General features: G+C 66.6%; 16 protein-coding genes. 12 read left to right on the top strand and 4 right to left on the bottom strand.

Features of this window, described 5'->3' with window-relative positions; genetic code table 11:
- Nucleotides 1-6 precede the first annotated feature (6 nt).
- The 12 genes from dop (at nucleotide 7) to EV380_RS04805 (ending at nucleotide 14,207) form a co-directional block, all read left to right on the top strand.
- The gene (dop, locus tag EV380_RS04860; protein ID WP_130452090.1) at nucleotides 7-1,698 is read left to right on the top strand and encodes a depupylase/deamidase Dop; all 1,692 of its coding nucleotides are present in this window, start codon (nucleotides 7-9) and stop codon (nucleotides 1,696-1,698) included.
- Nucleotides 1,699-1,756: 58 nt separating this feature from the next.
- Nucleotides 1,757-1,966 (top strand): ubiquitin-like protein Pup, encoded by a 210-nt coding sequence (locus tag EV380_RS04855; RefSeq protein ID WP_130449721.1) that lies wholly within the window; start codon nucleotides 1,757-1,759, stop codon nucleotides 1,964-1,966.
- A 2-nt stretch (nucleotides 1,967-1,968) separates the two neighbouring features.
- On the top strand, nucleotides 1,969-3,339 hold the full coding sequence (gene pafA, locus EV380_RS04850) for a Pup--protein ligase (RefSeq protein ID WP_130449719.1): 1,371 nt from the start codon (nucleotides 1,969-1,971) through the stop codon (nucleotides 3,337-3,339).
- A gap of 122 nt (nucleotides 3,340-3,461) precedes the next feature.
- Nucleotides 3,462-4,430, top strand: coding sequence for an FKBP-type peptidyl-prolyl cis-trans isomerase (locus EV380_RS04845; RefSeq protein WP_130449717.1), 969 nt, complete (start codon nucleotides 3,462-3,464; stop codon nucleotides 4,428-4,430).
- 113 nt (nucleotides 4,431-4,543) lie between these two features.
- Nucleotides 4,544-4,939 (top strand): FKBP-type peptidyl-prolyl cis-trans isomerase, encoded by a 396-nt coding sequence (locus EV380_RS04840; RefSeq protein ID WP_102159932.1) that lies wholly within the window; start codon nucleotides 4,544-4,546, stop codon nucleotides 4,937-4,939.
- Between the two features lie 178 nt (nucleotides 4,940-5,117).
- Nucleotides 5,118-7,136, top strand: a complete 2,019-nt coding sequence (locus EV380_RS04835; protein ID WP_130449715.1) for a helix-turn-helix transcriptional regulator — start codon at nucleotides 5,118-5,120, stop codon at nucleotides 7,134-7,136.
- Nucleotides 7,133-7,477: a hypothetical protein gene (locus EV380_RS04830; protein WP_130449713.1), complete on the top strand. Its 345-nt coding sequence runs from the start codon at nucleotides 7,133-7,135 to the stop codon at nucleotides 7,475-7,477. The genes EV380_RS04835 and EV380_RS04830 overlap by 4 nt, the downstream gene beginning before the upstream one ends.
- Nucleotides 7,478-7,512: 35 nt before the next feature.
- Nucleotides 7,513-7,758: a Sec-independent protein translocase subunit TatA gene (gene tatA, locus EV380_RS04825; RefSeq protein WP_130449711.1), complete on the top strand. Its 246-nt coding sequence runs from the start codon at nucleotides 7,513-7,515 to the stop codon at nucleotides 7,756-7,758.
- Between the two features lie 63 nt (nucleotides 7,759-7,821).
- Nucleotides 7,822-8,586: a twin-arginine translocase subunit TatC gene (gene tatC / locus EV380_RS04820; RefSeq protein ID WP_130449709.1), complete on the top strand. Its 765-nt coding sequence runs from the start codon at nucleotides 7,822-7,824 to the stop codon at nucleotides 8,584-8,586.
- 33 nt (nucleotides 8,587-8,619) lie between these two features.
- Nucleotides 8,620-11,439: a DEAD/DEAH box helicase gene (locus tag EV380_RS04815; protein WP_130449707.1), complete on the top strand. Its 2,820-nt coding sequence runs from the start codon at nucleotides 8,620-8,622 to the stop codon at nucleotides 11,437-11,439.
- A 36-nt stretch (nucleotides 11,440-11,475) separates the two neighbouring features.
- A complete protein-coding gene (locus EV380_RS04810; RefSeq protein WP_341272757.1) occupies nucleotides 11,476-13,089 on the top strand; it encodes an amidohydrolase in 1,614 nt (537 codons plus the stop codon).
- A gap of 389 nt (nucleotides 13,090-13,478) precedes the next feature.
- Nucleotides 13,479-14,207 (top strand): polyprenol monophosphomannose synthase, encoded by a 729-nt coding sequence (locus tag EV380_RS04805; RefSeq protein WP_102159918.1) that lies wholly within the window; start codon nucleotides 13,479-13,481, stop codon nucleotides 14,205-14,207.
- 89 nt (nucleotides 14,208-14,296) lie between these two features.
- Here EV380_RS04805 and EV380_RS04800 read toward each other — a convergent pair whose 3' ends face one another.
- The 4 genes from EV380_RS04800 to EV380_RS04785 form a co-directional block, all read right to left on the bottom strand.
- The gene (locus tag EV380_RS04800; protein ID WP_102159915.1) at nucleotides 14,297-14,638 is read right to left on the bottom strand and encodes an RNA polymerase-binding protein RbpA; all 342 of its coding nucleotides are present in this window, start codon (nucleotides 14,636-14,638) and stop codon (nucleotides 14,297-14,299) included.
- Between the two features lie 113 nt (nucleotides 14,639-14,751).
- Entirely contained in the window at nucleotides 14,752-15,684 is a 933-nt protein-coding gene (locus EV380_RS04795) for an SPFH domain-containing protein (RefSeq protein ID WP_102159912.1), read from the bottom strand.
- Nucleotides 15,685-15,744: 60 nt separating this feature from the next.
- Nucleotides 15,745-16,206, bottom strand: a complete 462-nt coding sequence (locus tag EV380_RS04790) for an NfeD family protein (RefSeq protein WP_102159909.1) — start codon at nucleotides 16,204-16,206, stop codon at nucleotides 15,745-15,747.
- A 104-nt stretch (nucleotides 16,207-16,310) separates the two neighbouring features.
- Complete coding sequence (locus tag EV380_RS04785; protein WP_242607507.1) at nucleotides 16,311-17,204, bottom strand: putative RNA methyltransferase; 894 nt, start codon at nucleotides 17,202-17,204, stop codon at nucleotides 16,311-16,313.
- Between the last annotated feature and the right edge of the window lie 10 nt (nucleotides 17,205-17,214).

The raw sequence follows: 17,214 nt of genomic DNA, 5'->3' as shown, positions 1-17,214 counted from the left end.
CGGGTCATGGGGCTCGAGACGGAGTACGGCGTCCTCGCCCCGAACGCGCCCCGCGCCAACTCGACAGTGCTCTCCGCGCGCATCGTGAACGCGTACGCCGACGTCGTCCGCGCCGAAGGCGGCGAGCTCGCCGGCACGCCGTGGGACTACTCTGACGAAACGCCGCTCATCGATGCGCGCGGCTGGAAGGTGCGCCGCAGCGAGGCCGACCCGACCCAGCTCACCGACGCCCCGCGCGAGCTCACCGCCGAGGAGATCGCCCTCATCGACGCGGTCCCGCAGAACGCCCTGTACGACGTCGACGCGCGTTCGGCGCGCTCCTCCTCGCGAGCCGCGGACCATCTGGGCGACGCCATGTACCGCGAGGAGCCGGAGTCGACGAACGACGCCGGCGGCCGGCTCGGCAGCGACCACGTCGTCATGAACATGGTGCTCGGCAATGGCGCCCGGCTCTACGTCGACCACGCCCATCCCGAATACTCGTCGCCCGAGGTCTCCAACCCGCTCGACGCGGTCATCTGGGACCAGGCGGGGGACCGCGTGGTGCTGGCCGCGATGCAGCGTATCGCGGCCGAGAACGACGGCGAGGTGCTGCTCTACAAGAACAACACCGACAACAAGGGTGTCAGCTACGGCGCACACGAGAACTACCTCATGCCGCGCGCGACCGACTTCAACGCCATCGCGGCCGGGCTGCTCCCGTTCTTCGCGACCCGCCAGGTCGTCTGCGGCGCCGGCCGTGTCGGGCTCGGCATGACCGGGAACGAGACCGGCTTCCAGATCAGCCAGCGCGCGGACTTCTTCGAGGCCGAGGTCGGCCTCGAAACGACCATCCGCCGCCCCCTGGTCAACACCCGCGACGAGCCGCACGCCGTGTGGGAGAAGTACCGCCGCCTGCACGTCATCGCCGGCGACGCGAATCTTGGTCAAGTCTCCACCTACCTACGTGTCGGCACGACGGCCCTCGTGCTCTCGCTCATCGAAGCCGGCCGGGCACCGGCCATCGCCCTCGCCGACCCCGTTTCCGCCGTCGCCCGGATCAGCCACGACCCGGGGCTGCGCACCGTCGTCGAACTTGCCGATGGCCGCCGTCTGACCGCCCTCGAGGTTCAGGAGATCTATCTCGACGCGGCGACCGCCTGGTGCGCGGAGACCGGCAGCGGGAGCGCCGACCCGCAGACGCGCGACGTCCTGCACCGCTGGCGGGCGACCCTCGACGGGCTGCGCAGCGACGTCTCCTCGATGGCTTCGACCGTCGACTGGGTCGCCAAGCACCAGCTGATGAACCAGTACCGCGACCGGCACGGCATCGGCTGGTCCGACCCGCGGATCGCCGCGATGGACCTGCAGTGGGCCGACCTGCGCCCCGAGAAGGGTCTCTTCCGGCGGCTGGAGGCGCGCGGACGCGTGGAACGGTTGGTGAGCGAGGAGCGGATCGCGAGCGCCGTCGTCGTACCCCCCGAGGATACCCGCGCCTACGTGCGGGGGAGATCGCTCGAGCGCTACCGGCAGCACGTCGTGGGGGCCAACTGGGATTCAGTGGTCTTCGCCGTGCCCGGTCGGCGCGGGGTCAAACGGATCCCGCTGCTCGAGCCGGCCAGGGGCACCCGGCGGGACATCGGCGCGCTCTTCGACGCCCAGTTGGACATCGCCGAGTTCGTCGACCAGCTCGCGGCGCAGGACCGCCCGTCGGCGTAGAGTCGACTCCGAATCAGCAAGACTTTCAGCAGTCGCGAAGGAAAGCGAGGCGCCACCGATGGCACAGGAACAGCGACAGACGCAGCAGCAGCACGGCAAGCACCAGCAGGACGCCGGACAGGAAGAGCTGCAGGCCCAGGCGACCACCAGCGCCCAGCAGCAGGCGCAACTGAACGAGGTCGATGACCTGCTCGACGAGATCGACGGCGTGCTGGAGACCAATGCCGAGGAGTTCGTGCGCGGCTTCGTGCAAAAGGGCGGCCAGTAGCAGTGGATCGGCGCGTCTTCGGCATCGAAACGGAATACGGGCTGTCTTTCTCACCCGCCGGACACGGCCGGCTCACGCCGGAGGAGGTGGCCAAGTACCTCTTCCGCTACGTCATCGAGTTCGGGCGCAGCTCCAACATCTTTCTGACGAACGGATCCCGGCTCTATCTGGATGTCGGGTCGCACCCGGAGTACGCCACCGCCGAATGCGACGACGTCGCTCAGCTCATCGCGCACGATCGCGCCGGCGAGGTCATCATGCAGGACCTCGCCGAACGGGCTGAGCTCGCCCTGGCTGCAGACGGATACGAGGGCAGCGTCTACCTCTTCAAGAACAACTCGGACTCGGCCGGCAATTCCTACGGCTGCCACGAGAACTTCATGATCCCGCGCCGGGTGGAGTTCGCCCGCCTCGCCGAGATCCTCATCCCGTTCCTCGTCACCCGCCAGCTGTTCACTGGTGCCGGCCAGGTGCGGGAGGTCGACGGCGAAGCGCGCTACGTCTTCTCCCAGCGGGCCGCCCACATGTGGGAGGGCGTTTCCAGCGCGACGACGCGTTCGCGCCCCATCATCAATACCCGCGACGAGCCGCACGCTGACGCCCAGCACTACCGGCGCCTGCACGTGATCGTCGGGGATTCGTCGATGTCGGAGACCACGCAGCTCGCGAAGATCGGGTCCACCGACCTGTTGCTGCGCATGATCGAGGCCGGGATGCCGATGCGCGACTTCAGCATCGCCAATCCGACCGCGGCCATCCGCGACGTCTCTCACGATCTGACTGGACGCGCTCCGATCACGCTGGCCGACGGCCGGCGCATGACCGCGCTCGAGTTGCAGCAGGTCTTCTGGGAGAAGGCCAGCGCCTTCGTCGAACGGGAAGGCGCCCACCATCAGCACCTGCCGCGTGTGCTCGACCTCTGGAAGCGAAGCCTCGAAGCGATCGAGTCTCAGGACCACTCCGGCATCGACACCGAAGTCGACTGGGCGATCAAGCATCGATTGATCACCGGCTACGCCGAACGCGCGAATCTGACACTCGATCATCCTCGGATCGCCCAACTCGACCTGACCTACCATGACATCGCTCCAGGTCGCGGGCTCTTCGACCTGCTCAAGCGGCGGGGGCGCGCGGCCACCGTGGTCGACGACGCGGAAGTTGAAAAGGCGCGCACGATCGCGCCGCAGACAACACGGGCCAAGCTGCGCGGCGACTTCGTCCGGGCCGCCCGCGAGGCCAACCGGGACTTCAGCGTCGACTGGGTTCACATGAAACTCAACGACGACTCCGGACGAACCGTCTCGTGCAAAGACCCCTTCGCGACCCAGGACGACCAGGTCGAACAGATGCTTGCGACCATCGCGTCCTCCTGACACACACGAAGAAATCGGGCCAGCCTGCAGACAATTCACAGGCAGCCCCCATACGCTGGTCGGTGGCTTTTCGCTGCTCATCGGCGGTGAAGAGAACTATCACGCCGAAGAAAGTTGTATCTGTGCGCAAGCTTCTATCCACCGTGCTGGTGGCGTCCGTCGTGGCGCTGGCCGGTTGCGGCAGTACCGCCTCACACACTGCGGGCAACGCCGAACCACTCGCTTCCGTCACCGCGAAGGCAAGTTCTGAAGATCTGGCTCCTCCGGAGGTCAGCTTCGATACTCCGCTGACCGCGACCGAAGCGGGTGGCCGCGTCGTGGCGTCCGGCAAAGGTGAAGAGATCACCAAGGACCAGAACGTCTTCATCAACTTCGCCAGCTACAACACCGAGGACGGTGAACTGCTCGGGGACAACTTCGACCAGGATCCGCGCCCTTTCCAGACCACTGACGCAGCCGCAGAGGATCTAGAGGTCCTCTACGACGTCATGGTGGGAGCCCACGTAGGCGACCTGATCGCCTACGTGGAACCGGCCCAGCCGGCGACTCCGGAGTCCGAATCGGACTCCACCGAGCCCGCAGAGATCCAAGAGCTCTTCATCTTCGAGATCGTCAAGGCCGAAGACATCGCAGAGCCGTCGCCGACGCTCAGCGAAGACGAAGTCCAGAAGCTCGAGGACGATGGGAAGCTGCCGACTGTCGAGTTCGATGACAAGGGCGTCCCTGAAATCACGATCCCTCAGGACACCGAGGCCCCCGAGGGGCTGGCCGTCCAGGTGCTGGAGGAGGGCGACGGGCCCGAGGCGACCACCGCGGATACCGTCACCGTCCAGTACTTGGGCGTGCGCTGGGAAGACGGGGAAGCGTTCGATGGCTCCTACGAACGGGGTGAACCCGCCACCTTCGGTCTCACCCAGGTGATCCCAGGCTGGACCAAGGGACTCGAAGGCCAGAAGGCCGGCTCCACCCTCGTCTTGTCCATCCCCTCGGATTTGGCCTACGGCGATACGCCAGACGGCGGGAGGCCAGCGGGCCCGCTGGTCTTCGTGGTCGAGATCGAGGACCTCAAGAAGGCCGACGCCGCCGAGTAGGCCCTCCACAACTCACGGGCGGTAGGCTTGAGTCGAACGGCGCGCGGCGCCTGCGACGCCAGTCTGCCGCCCGTCTTCGTCTCCCACCAGCCGCATGAAAGATGAGGAAACGCATGTCTTTTGGTCAGCGTGACTACGACCGCACCAAGCCCGAAATCGACTTCCCGGGCGACACCCCTCCCGAGGAGCTCGTCATCGACGATCTGATCGAGGGCACCGGCACCGAGGTCGTTCCGGGCACCACCGTCTCGGCGCACTACGTCGGTGTCTCCTGGTCGACCGGCGAAGAATTCGACGCGTCGTGGAACCGCGGCACGCCGCTGGACTTCACCGTCGGGGTCGGACAGGTCATCAAGGGATGGGATCAGGGCCTGCTCGGCATGAAGGTCGGTGGCCGTCGTCGCCTCGAGATCCCCTCGGCCATGGCGTACGGCGAGCGTGGCGCCGGATCCGCGATCGCCCCGAACGAGTCCTTGATCTTCGTGATCGACTTGATGGGCGCCCGCTAGGAACTTCCTAGGTCAGATTCCCGTTCTGAACGGCCGCCCCGCGCGCTTCGGCGTATGGGGCGGCCGCTTTCGTCTCTCCGGCTTTCGCTGCCACCACGCGCGTGAAGACTGCCGAACGGCCGCGCGCCCGCACGCGACAGCGGACCGAGCGGGCCTTCTTCGTAGTACCGTGTGAAACGTGACCGCCCAAACCAAGGTTGATCAAACCGAACGCTTCGTCAGCCTCTTCGTGACGCTTCTTCAGGCGCCACGCAGAGGACTCACCAAGGCTCAGCTGCGTCATGCCATCGACGGATACCGGGGCCTCAACGACAAGAACTTCGACTCCAAGTTCGAACGAGACAAGGCGCACCTGCGTGAACTCGGCATCGAGATCACGACCGAGGAGAACGCCGGTGCCTCCAGCGACTCCTTCTTCGAATCGGGCGTGCTGTACCGCCTCGACCCCACGCGCTCCCAGATCCCAGCGATCCAGTTCACCTCTCAAGAGGCCATGGCCCTCGCTCTGGCCTCGAGCATCTGGTCGGACCCGAATTTCGGCGGCGCAGCCGGGCGCGCGCTAGCCCGCCTGACGAGCACCGGATCATTCGACGTCGACTCGAGCCGCTTCACCGCCCGCCTCACCGTGGGGGAGGCCGTCCTGACCCCGCTGACCCAGGCGGCGCTGCGCGGGGAGCCGGTCTCCTTCGCGTATCGCAACGTCACGGGCGAGGAGTCCCTGCGTCGCGTCGCCCCGTGGGGCCTCGGGTCCCGGTTCGGCCTCTGGTACCTGATCGCCTTCGATCTCGAGCGCCGCGAGGTCCGCATGTTCCGGCTCTCGAGGATCGTCAGCGCTATCGAAGCGACAGCAGCCGTCGGCGTCCCCCCGCGGCCGGAAGGGTTTTCCGCCCGCGAATACCTCTCGCGCCTCTCAGCAGACGAAGCGACGACGACGGCCCGGGTACGCCTCGCACATGGGCGTGGCCAAGACCTCCGCGCGACGGCCACGCGCGTGGGCGCCTCCGAGATTCCCGGATTCGACGACGCCGAGTTCGCGTTCCATGATGCAGAAGCGACCGCGGGCCGCTTGGCCGGTCTCGGGCCAGACGCCGAAGTGATCGGACCACCAGAGCTGCGCGACGCCGTCGTCCGCCGCCTGCATGGCGCCTTGGCTGCACAATCGGCCCCACTCCCTGACTACGCACTGAAGAAGACTGTTGCGACCGGCCGCAGTTCGGGTGTCGCCATGGCCGCGCGCGCACTGAGCATTGTCGCGTTCGTGCAGCATCGCGGATCGGCGTCGAGGGCGGAGATCCGCGAACATTTCGGCATCAGCGAATCGACGTTGACCACCGATTTGCAGCGGATCAGCATGCTCGGCCCTGACGACATCAGCCTCGGCACGCGCATCGATCTCGACTTCGAGGCGGACCCCGTGCAGATCAGCACGCCGCCCGAACTCGAGGCCCCGCTGGTGCTCAGCCTGACGGAGGCCTTCGTGATGGTCGTCGGGCTGCGAATGCTGGCCCAAGTCGAGGGGACCGTGACGAAAGCCGCCGTCGCCGCACTCACGAAGCTCGAAGAGGCAACCAAACACCTGCCGGTACTCGACGCCATCGACCTGCAGAGCCGCGCCGAGGACGACCTCGAACTCAGCGGGGCGATCAAGCGCGCCGTGGCGGAGCAGCGAACGCTGACCATCGACTACTTCAGCCCGGCCCGCGACGAGATCACCGGCCGCACCATCGAACCCATCCGATTCCTCGAGTCCGGGCCCGCAGCATACGTTCAGGCCTACTGCCGTGAGCGGCAGGGCATACGACTGTTCCGGCTCGACCGCATCTTCGGCCACGCGCTGACGGAGGAGACCTTCGAGCTCGGCGATCGACACAGCGTCGACACGCACGACCTGACGCGAAACCTCTACACACCGCAGGACGACGACGGCGCCGTCGTGTTGGCATTCGCGGCCCGCCTCGACGGGCTGTTGCGAGACTATGCACCCACGCGCGTGGCCGCCGGCCACGGCGAGCACCAGGACTTTAGGATGGGGGAGGTGCGCATCGCCGGCTCCGCCCACGCACACAGGCTGGTCGCCGAGCACGGCGGAGACGTCTTCGTCGCCGGACCGCAAACACTGGCCGCGGAGACCGCGGCATGGTTGCGGCGCGCGCTGTCGATATATTCGATCGATTCGGAAAGTGGGAATGCCCCGTGAGCGTTGGGTCCTGGATTCTGCTCTGGACCGTCTTGGTTCTCGCCGCACTGATCTTCCACGCGGTGGTCCTCTTCCGCGTCGGGTTGAAAGGCAAGCGAGTCTACGACGCCGCACTCGAAACCGGCGGAGAGTTCGCTCTCCTGCTCGACGAGAAGAATGCGGCCGTCGGCGAGCAAGCGAGCCAAGCCGGCGTCGCAACGCTGTTCGTTGACCCCCAGACGGCCCGCCAGATCTACACGCAAGCCAAAGACGAACGTCGAGACGCACGAAGGCGTCGCCGAATCGACAACAAACGTTTACGTGGCCGGCCCCAGCGTTACGGGGATCTCTACCGCCCGTGACGTAGACTTGTAAGCCGACGAAAGGAAATAACCACATGGGTATTCAGGGCTGGCAGTGGCTCATCATCATCGCGCTCGTGCTGTTGCTCTTCGGCGCACCGAAGCTCCCGGCTCTGGCACGCTCGATGGGGCAGTCGCTGCGCATCTTCAAGAGCGAGGTCCGCCACATGAAGGATGAGGGCGACGACAAGAACACCTCCGAATCAGCGGCCGAGGAGCCCGTCGAGGGCAAGGTCATCGACCCCAAGGACGAAGACCCGCAGAGCCGCGGCAACGCGTAACCGAGAAGAGACACCGTACTCAACGTGGCGCCGAAAGCAGGACGCAAAAATTCCGAAGGGCGGATGTCCCTCAAAGAACACCTGATCGAGCTTCGAAACAGGCTGTTCATCTCCCTCATCGCCCTCTTCGTGACGACAGTCGCCGGGTTCTTCCTTTACAACCCGGTCATGGAGATCATCATGGAACCGCTGGCGGATGCCGGCGGCCAGGCGAACTTCGCCTCCGCGGTCTCGCCGCTGGACATGCTGATCAAGGTCTCGGTCTTCCTGGGCCTGATCATGTCGGCACCGGTCTGGCTGTACCAGCTGTGGGCCTTCATCGTGCCCGGATTGCACAAGAAGGAGAAGTGGACCACCGTCGGGTTCATCAGCGCCGCGCTCCCGCTCTTCCTTGGCGGGATCGTCCTCGGTTTCTGGGCGCTGCCCTACGCCCTGATCTTCTTCGTCGGGCTAACCCCGGGCGGGGCGGTGAACTATGTCACCGCCCCCGAATACCTCGACTTCGTCCTGCGTCTGTTCCTGGCCTTCGGCATCGCGTTCCTCCTTCCAGTGCTAGTGGTCGGGCTGAACATGATCGGCATCCTGCCCGGCAAGCTGATCCTGAAGAACTGGCGCATCACCGTTTTCCTCATCTGCTTGGTCGCCGCGATGGCGGCCCCCGGAGGCGACGCCCTGACGATGTTCGTCCTCGCGGGCCCGCTGTTGCTTCTGTTCGTGGCTGCCACCGGCTTCTGCCTCTACAACGACAAGCGGCGAGCCAAGCGCGCCGCCGAGCGTGACAAGGAGAACGAGGAGAACGCCAACAACGCCAGTCCGCTCCCGGACTGACGAACCAACGTATAAGGAGACGGGCAGCAACTGATGTCTTCGCCCGCTGAACAGTACGCGGCCGCGAAAAAGCGCGCCGCAGACTCCAAGACGGAACTACACGGCTTCCGCCAGTCGCTCGAATTCGAACTGGACCCTTTCCAGATCGAAGCCTGCGAGGCCGTCGAAGCCGAGCGCGGCGTCCTGGTCGCTGCACCGACCGGAGCCGGTAAGACCGTGGTCGGCGAGTTCGCCGTCCACCTCGCGCTTTCGCGTCAGCAGAAGGCGTTCTACACGACGCCGATCAAAGCTCTGAGCAATCAGAAGTACGCGGAACTGGCCAAGCGCTACGGTCACGACCGTGTCGGCCTGCTGACCGGGGACACCAGCATCAACGGCGAGGCCGACGTCATCGTCATGACCACCGAAGTGCTGCGCAACATGCTCTACGCCGAGTCGGACACTCTGGTCGGCTTGGGCTTCGTGATCATGGACGAGGTCCACTACCTCGCCGACAAATTCCGCGGCGCCGTGTGGGAGGAGGTCATCATCCACCTTCCCCAGGCCGTCCAGGTCATCTCACTCAGCGCGACGGTCTCCAACGCGGAGGAGTTCGGCGGCTGGCTGGACACCGTCCGCGGCGACACCGCGATCGTCGTCTCCGAACACCGGCCGATCCCGCTCTGGCAACACGTGATGGCCAACGGCCGAATCGTGGATCTTTTCGCCGGGGATGTCTCCTTCGACGAAGCCGCCGCCGATGGGCCGGCGGACGAGGAAGACGTCAAGGTCAACCCCGAGCTCGTCAAATTCGCGCAACGCGACATGCGGTCCGGCTTCCGCTCCGGGGGACCGCGTCGCGGGCGAGGCAGGGGCGGCCACGGGCATGGCCACGAGCGCGGGCAGCGACCGCAGGTCAGCCACAAGGTCACCCGACCCGACATGATCCTCTCCCTGGACCGCGCCGCGCTTCTGCCGGCCATCGTCTTCATTTTTTCGCGCAAGGGCTGCGACGCCGCCGTCGATCAATGCGTGCGCAGCGGCCTGGCACTAACCACGCGTGAGGAATCGAAGGAGATCGGCGAGGCGGTCGAGCGCGTAGCGCACCAGATGCCCCAGGAAGATCTCGAAGTCCTCGGCTACTGGGGTTGGCGCGAGGGCCTCATGCGCGGCTTCGCCGCGCACCACGCCGGCATGCTGCCGATCTTCAAAGAAGTGGTCGAGCAGCTGTTCGCCCGCGGTCTCGTCAAGGCCGTGTTCGCGACGGAGACGCTGGCGCTCGGCGTCAATATGCCCGCCCGAAGCGTGGTGCTCGAGAAGCTCGAAAAGTTCAACGGCGAACAGCACGTCACGGTGACCGCGGGGGAGTACACCCAGCTGACGGGCCGCGCAGGGCGACGTGGGATCGACGTGGAGGGCCACGCCGTCGTGCAGTGGCAACCCGGCACTGACCCGGCCGCCGTCGCCGGCCTAGCCTCGCGGCGCACCTACCCCTTGAACTCGAGCTTCCGGCCGACCTACAACATGAGCCTGAACCTCTTCGCCCAGTTCGGTCGGGACCGGTCGCGTTCGATCCTCGAATCCTCATTCGCGCAGTTCCAGGCCGACCGCTCTGTCGTCGGCATGGCCCGGCAAGTACGTAGCCGCGAGGAGTCCCTGGCCGGGTATGAGAAGGCCATGCAGTGTCATCTGGGCGACTTCGCGGAGTACGCGCGACTGCGGCGAGACCTGACAAATGCGGAGAAGGAGGTTTCCCGGACCGCGACACGTGCACGCCGCAGCGCCGCCGAGGAATCCCTCCACCAGCTCGCCGTCGGTGACGTGCTCGACGTCGTCGGTCCGCGACGGTTGGGCCGCTGCGTGGTGATCGAACTCTCCGATTCGCACCGCGACCCCCGTCCGACGATCCTGACCGAGGATAAACAGGTCCGCCGACTGGGCAGCAACGACCTCGACGGACCCGTGCAGATCATCTCCCGCATCCGCGTTCCCAAGCACTTCACGGGCAAGTCCCCGAAGGAACGACGAGACTTGGCCTCCAGCGTCCGCAACGCCGTCCACGACGGCCGCCCTCCGCGACGTAACGCGGCCGGGTTCGAGTTCGGCGGCAACGCCAAGCAGGAACAGCGCATCGCCGACCTGCGTCGTCAACTCAAGCGGCACCCCTGCCACGGCTGCTCCGATCGGGAGGATCACGCCCGCTGGGGCGAGCGCTGGACCAAGCTGCGGGCCGAAACGGATCAGCTCAAGAGCCAGATCCGGGGCCGCACCAACACCATCGCCAAGACCTTCGACCGGGTCTGCACGGTCCTCGAGTCTTACGACTACCTGCACACCGAACCGGAGACCGGGCAGATCTACACGACGCCGGCGGGGGACCGCCTGCGCCGCATCTACGGGGAACGCGACCTGCTCTCCTCGCTCGTGCTCGAGTCCGGAGCCCTCTACGGTCTGGACGCCGCGGAACTCGCAGGGATCGTGACCGCACTCGTGTACCAGGCCAAACGGGAAGACAACACCGTCCACCCGCAACTGCCGACCAAAGCGATGTCCGAGGCTTGGGACGTCGCCGTGCGCCGGTGGAGCGAGCTGACCGACGCCGAGAACGAGCACCGGCTGCCCGAGACCGCCGAACCCGAGTCTGGCCTGATCTGGCCGATGTTCAAGTGGGCCCAAGGCCGCGACCTCAAGGACTGCCTGCGCGGGGCGGACTTCGCAGCCGGTGACTTCGTGCGGTGGGCCAAGCAGGTCATCGACTCGCTCGACCAACTGGCCAAGGTGCCGGACGTCCCAGCAAGTTTCACTTCGACTTGCCGCGACGCCGTCGAACTCGTCCGCCGCGGCGTCGTCGCCTACTCCAGCGTCTCCGACTAAGCGTCGCGCTCCCACCCGTCACGAAAGAGGATTTCTGTGTCTTCGCTGGTCATGTACCGCAACGGTTCCGTCTACTCGCCGGCGGATCCGCTCGCAACCGCCATGCTGATCGACGGCGACACCGTCGCCTGGATCGGCCAGGAGGCCGCTGCCGCGGCCCTGATCGACGAGCGGATGACCGTAGTGAATCTCGACGGCGCCCTGGTTGCCCCGGCTTTCTTCGACTCCCACGTGCACCTGACCGAGCTGGGCGCCTCGCTCGAGCAGGTGGATCTCCGGGATGCCCGTTCCATGTCGGAGCTGCTCAGTGCCGTCCGTGCGGCCGGCGTGCGCGCCCCGGGGCAACCGATCGTGGGCTTCGGGTGGGACGAGACCGAATGGGACACCCCCGTCTTGCCATCCGTTGACGAGCTCGCCGACGCCGCGGCGGGCGCGGACGTCTACCTGGCCCGCGTGGACGTGCACTCCGCCCTCGTGGCCGGGACCTCGGCCCCCGTCCGCCCGGGAAATTCGTCCGCACACGTCACCGGAGACCTTCACCGCGCAATCCGCCAACGCGCGACCGACTACGACGACACCACGCGGCGGCGATACCTCCGGGCGGCGCTCGAGCACTACGCCCAGCACGGCTACGCCGGTGTCGCCGAGATGGCCGCGCCGCAGATCAGCGGTCGTCGTGACGCCGAGCTGCTCGAGGAACTCGTCGCCACCGACCCCGCATCGTATCCGTTGGTCCGCCTCTACTGGGCCGAGCTGGCCACCAGCGTCGCCGAGGCCGAGGCGCTGGCTCGCAGTTTCGGGCCCACCTTCGCCGGTCTCGGCGGAGACCTGAATATCGACGGTTCACTCGGTTCGCGGACAGCCGCGCTGCGGGCGGAATACTCGGACGCGCCGGGGAACACCGGCACCCTGACGCTCACGGCCGAACAGATCTCAGCGCACGTCGTCGCCTGCACCAAGGCCGGTGTGCAGGCCGGTTTCCACGTCATCGGCGACGCCGGCGCCGACGCTGCGGCCGCGGGCTTCCGGCGCGCAGCCGACGAGGTCGGAGCCGAGGCGCTGCAGCGGCTCGGCCACCGCCTCGAACACGTGGAGATGGTCGACGACGATGTCATCGCCACCCTGCTAGAGGCCGGAGTCACCGTCTCACTGCAGCCGGCCTTCGACGCGAAGTGGGGCGGCCCCGAAGGGTTGTACGCGTCCCGCCTCGGCCCCGAGCGGACCCAGCGCATGAACGAGGTCGGACGTTTCCTCGCCGCTGGCATTCCGGTGTGTCTCGGCTCGGACGCACCGGTGACCGAGGTCGACCCGTGGGGGAGCGTCAAGGCCTGCCTGAACCTGTCTACGGAGTCTGCCCGTATTTCAGCGCGCGCGGCCTTCCTGGCGCACACCCGCTCCGGGTACCGCGCCGCCGGCGTCGATATCCCCTTCGGCGGGCAGCTCGTGCCCGGCGGAGAAGCAACGTTCGCCGTGTGGAGTGCCTCGGAACTGATGGTGCAGACGCCCGACTCCCGCGTGGCCTCGTGGAGTACGGATGCGCGCGCCGGAACCCCGCTGCTGCCGGTTATGGAGAATGAGTTTCCCCGTTGCCTCCGCACGGTACGCGCCGGGCGCGTACTTTTCGCGGAGGACGCCTCAGTCGTTGCATGATGCCTTTTGAGCCTCACCGGGTCGTTTCGGTACTGACTAGGTTCGATCCTGAACGGCACTGGTCACGCAGCGGTTGACAGTGTGGGATGAACCACTAGGCTGGTGAATCACCGGCAGCTTCCGACGGGTTTCCCGCTCCACACGATCCCTCGTCTGCCGTGCCGGGAGATCCGGCAAGCACGACAGGGGAAAACCCCGATGGCATTAGAAAACAATGGGGGACACGCGCGCCGCCATTGGTCCGAAGCCATCGGGGTTTTCCCTCGTTCACGCCTACGGCGTCCGCGATTCTCGCCGGATGCACCCCGCGTTTCCAGCGACCTGACAGGAACGCGGCCGTATACTGGGGCACTGGCATCCACCCCCGTTCAGAAGGGCACCACTGCTCCGTGCGCGTACTGACCATCATTCCCACATTCAACGAGCTCGAGGCGCTTCCCGTTACCGTGGACCGCCTGCGTGCGGCCGTCCCTGACAGCGATGTTCTCATCGCCGACGACAACAGTCCTGACGGCACCGGGGAACTGGCCGACCGTATGGCCGCCGAGGACTCGAACATCCACGTCATGCACCGTCGCGGCAAGGAGGGGCTCGGAGCGGCCTACATCGCCGGTTTCCGCTGGGCCCTCGAGCGCGACTACGACGTGATCGTCGAGCTCGACGCGGACGGCTCGCACCGCCCCGAGGACCTGCCCAGCCTGCTCGCGAAGGTTCCCGACGCGCATCTGGTCATCGGCTCACGCTGGGTCCCGGGCGGCAGCGTTGTGAACTGGCCGCTGCACCGCAAACTCATCTCCCGTGCCGGGTCGCTGTACTCCCGGACGATGCTGGGGCTGCCCGTGCGAGACATCACCGCCGGCTTCCGCGCCTTCCGGCGCGAGACCCTCGAGGCCATCGACTTCGACGCCATCGAGTCGGTCGGCTACGGCTTCCAGGTCGACATGACCTTCCGCGTGGCCCAGCTGGGGTTCACGATCACCGAGGTCCCGATCACCTTCGTCGAACGCGAGCTCGGCGTTTCGAAGATGAGCGGGAACATCGTCGTCGAGGCCATGCTCAACGTCACCCGCTGGGGCCTTTCGGCCCGGTGGAAGAAGCTGACCTCGGCAACCCGATAGGCGCCTCGGCACCCGCCACCCGGACATGACAAAGGCCGGACCACCCCTCGGGGTGGTCCGGCCTTTTCGTCAGTTGCCGAGGCGTCCGGTCAGGCCTTGTCGCCGCGTGCCGAACGGATCTTCTTCAGGCGATCCTCCAGGATTTCCTCGAGCTCCTCCTCGGAGCGACGCTCGAGCAGCATGTCCCAGTGGGTGCGCACCGGCTTGGAGTTGTCCTCCTCCGGCTTGTGGCCGTTGACGAGGAGTGCTTCCTTGCCACTCTTGGAAACCCACGTCGCCGGGATCTCGGCCTCGGAGGCGAACGTCACGAACACCTGTTCGCCGTCCTCCGTCCGGTACTCGACGCGCTGACGCGGCGCCGGCTCGACACCGGCTTCGGACTCCATGCTCTGTGCGCCCAGGCGCATTCCGCGCAGACTGCGATCGCTCATTACTCTCCCTACTGCGTCAGTAACGCTTCACGACATTCGGCTTAACGCCAGAGCGGCCGGAACCATTCCCGACCGCCACTGACTACGACCCGACTAACCAGTATACGCAGAACCTACTGATTCGCGGGTTTCTCGCCCGCTGCGGCCTCGTCGTCGGCCGCGTTGATGTTGCCGAGCGCGCCGCCGATCCCCTTGAGCGCCTCGCCGACCTCGCTCGGAATGATCCACAGCTTGTTGGAGTCGCCCTGCGCGAGCTTGGGCAGCGTCTGCAGGTACTGGTAGGCCAGCAGCTTCTGATCCGGGTTTCCCGCGTGGATCGCGTCGAAGACCTTCTGGATAGCCTGTGCCTCGCCGTCGGCGCGGAGGATCGACGCTTTGGCGTCGCCTTCAGCGGCGAGGATGGAGGCCTGGCGCTGACCTTCGGCGGTCAGGATTGCGGACTGCTTGGTTCCTTCCGCCGTGAGGATGGCGGCACGCCGATCGCGCTCGGCACGCATCTGCTTCTCCATGGAGTCCTGGATGGACAGGGGCGGATCGATGGCCTTGAGCTCGACGCGCGAGACGCGGATGCCCCACTTGCCGGTCGCCTCGTCGAGCACGCCGCGAAGCTGACCGTTGATCTGGTCGCGGCTCGTCAGTGCCTCTTCGAGGTTCAGTCCGCCGACGACGTTACGCAGCGTCGTCGTCGTGAGCTGCTCGACCGCCTGGATGTAGTTCGCGATCTCGTACGTCGCCGCGCGCGGCTCGGTGATCTGGAAGTAGACGACCGTATCGATCGAAACGACGAGGTTGTCCTCGGTGATGACCGGCTGGGGCGGGAAGCTGACAACCTGTTCACGCAGATCCAGCAGCGGCAGCAGTCGGTCGATGAACGGGATCAGCAGCGTCAGACCGGGACCGAGGGTCCGCTGGTACTTGCCGAGGCGCTCGACGATGCCGGCCCGCGCCTGCGGGACGATCCGTATCGAGCGCAACAGCACGACGATGACAAAGACCGCCAGAACTATCAGAACGATTGCCGCACCGATATTCGATGAATCGGACATGAGTTTCCCCTCTGGGGTGAGTTGGGGTTATGAACTTGTTGGGTCGGATTTCCCTGGGTCCTACGCCTCGGTAGCCGCGCGCTCCGTGATGTACGCGATCGCTCCGTCGATCCGCGTGACCCGACCGTAGCTGCCGGGTTCTAGCGTCGTGTCGCCGTCGATACGCGCCGACCAGGTCTCGCCGCCGATCTTCGCGCGTCCGCTGAGCCGCGTGGTCGGCTCGAGAACCAGCGCGTCGAGCCCCACGAGGCGGTCCACGTTGGTCAACCGGTCGGCCGGACTCCGCCTGAGATGCCGCAGCGCGATCGGTCTCAGGAAGAGAATCATCGCCAGCGCGATGACGCAGAATACGAGCGTCTGCAGCCAGAACGGACCACCGGCCAGTGCCGTGAACACCGCAGCCAGAGCGCCGGTCGCGAGCATGATGAAGTAGAGGTCCAGGGACATCACTTCGATGATCGCCAGGACGAGGAACAGGGCCAGCCAGAACACCCAGCCGTTGGCGACGATCCATTCGATCATTCGCAAGTCACCACACGTTCGCTCGGGAGGGCTCTCGCCGCCCTCGGTACCTTCCTATCCTGCCTGATCGCACGCCGGATCGGCGTCCCCCTGAAGGAGGATCTTCAACCGCGGCGCAGCACCTGGACGCGGAAGGCCGCCGTCGTACGCAGGACGTCGGGGCCCTCAGCAAGCCGGGAACGCAGCGCCTCCGCGTCGAGGTGGTGCCCTGCCGGGCCCATGACCGCGAGTGCGAGGGCATCGGCCCGGGTCAGCTCGAGCGCGCTGCGCACCTCCTCGCTGGCGACGGGCACGAAGGCCTGTCCGAGGCGCTCGGCGACGGCGGCCTCCTTGCCGTCCGCGATGCCGAGCAGGCCGAGAGTTTCGGCGACCTCCCTCAGGTGGTCCGGCTGCGGCGTGACGACGACGGAGATGCCGCCCGGGCGCACCACTCGCGCGAACTCGGTCCCGTTGCGCGGGGCGAAGACGTTGAGCACGACGTCGATGCTCGCTTCGGCGAGGGGCAGTGGTTTCCAGACGTCCCAGACGAGCGCAATCGTGTGCTCGATCTTCGCGGCACGCCGCATGGCGTAGCGCGAGATGTCGGTGGCGACGGCCTCAGCCGGTGAATGCGTCACCGCTGTGAGCACTCGCCGCAGGTAGTAGCCGGTGCCGGCGCCGACGTCGACCAGGCGCAAGGGAGCGGGGCCAGGCCGGTCGGGCAGGTGCGCGCGAACGGCGGCGGCGATCGCGGCGGCGAGCGGCTCGTAGTGACCAGCGGTCTGGAATTCGGCGCGGGCGGCGACCATCTCGGCCGTGTCTTCGCGGAAGGCGGTACCGTGGCCGGTGAGGAGATTGAAGTACCCCTGCTTCGCCGCGTCGAATCGGTGCCCGTCGGGGCAGACCAGCAGCCTGCGCTGGGCCCATTGGAGCCGCTGCGAGCATATCGGGCAGCGCAAGTGGTCCCAGCCGAGTTGCGACGCAGACGCGCCGCTCGCCGGCCTCGGTGCAGCAGGCACGGGCTCACCC

This window comes from Zhihengliuella halotolerans (assembly GCF_004217565.1).
Lineage (GTDB): Bacteria > Actinomycetota > Actinomycetes > Actinomycetales > Micrococcaceae > Zhihengliuella > Zhihengliuella halotolerans.
Note: the sequence above shows the minus strand (reverse complement) of the source record. Positions and strands in the feature narration are given on the sequence as shown.